The sequence below is a fragment of the Nonomuraea sp. NPDC050540 genome, from assembly GCF_044457485.1.
GTDB lineage: Bacteria > Actinomycetota > Actinomycetes > Streptosporangiales > Streptosporangiaceae > Nonomuraea.
The window spans coordinates 4,533-5,130 of record NZ_JBITHA010000043.1; the positions used below are offsets into that span (position 1 = coordinate 4,533).

The 598-nt window shown below is 64.5% G+C and carries 1 protein-coding gene; it reads right to left on the reverse strand.

Annotated features, from left to right (window positions below; translation table 11 throughout):
* Positions 1-533, reverse strand: a 533-nt coding sequence (locus tag ACIBI5_RS54010) for a tetratricopeptide repeat protein (RefSeq protein WP_397259583.1), incomplete at its 3' end; no start/stop codon positions are given.
* Positions 534-598: the final 65 nt, after the last annotated feature.

Sequence of the window (598 nt, forward strand, 5' to 3'; positions counted from 1 at the left end):
TCGGGATGGTCAGTACCGAGCACCCGCTCGAAGGCAGTGAGTGCAGCCTTGTAGAGGGGGATGGCCCGATCCAGGTCCCCCACCGTCTGGTAGGCGCCGGCGAGGTTGCTGCGGCAGTTAAGGGTGTCGGGATGGTCAGTACCGAGCACCCGCTCGAAGGCAGTGAGTGCAGCCTTGTAGAGGGGGATGGCCCGATCCAGGTCCCCCACCGTCTGGTAGGCAACCAGATTGTTGCGTGAGATCAAAGGCAGGAGGCCCTTGCCGGTTTCCGTGAGGTTGCGCGGCAACGACGACCTGCCAGCCTCTGTAGATCCGATGGCCGTTGGCATGTGTCCGCCGCCTGGCCAGGTTTTGGATTCGCGCACTGGTAGCTCAGTGACTCGCGCAGGTCGGCTCCAGGGTTGACCTATCGAGATGGCCGGCGCGAGAACCACTCCCAGCAGCAGCAGTTCGACGGCGCCACGAAGCGGAGAGCCGCTGAAAGCCGGGCGCGTGCATGCCAGCGCCAGGTTGAGGTCGAGTGCACCCATCATGTGCAATGGATCTGGGGTCTGCGTCGCAGGTGCGCGTACGGCCTGGGCACGGATCTGCTCAGCCT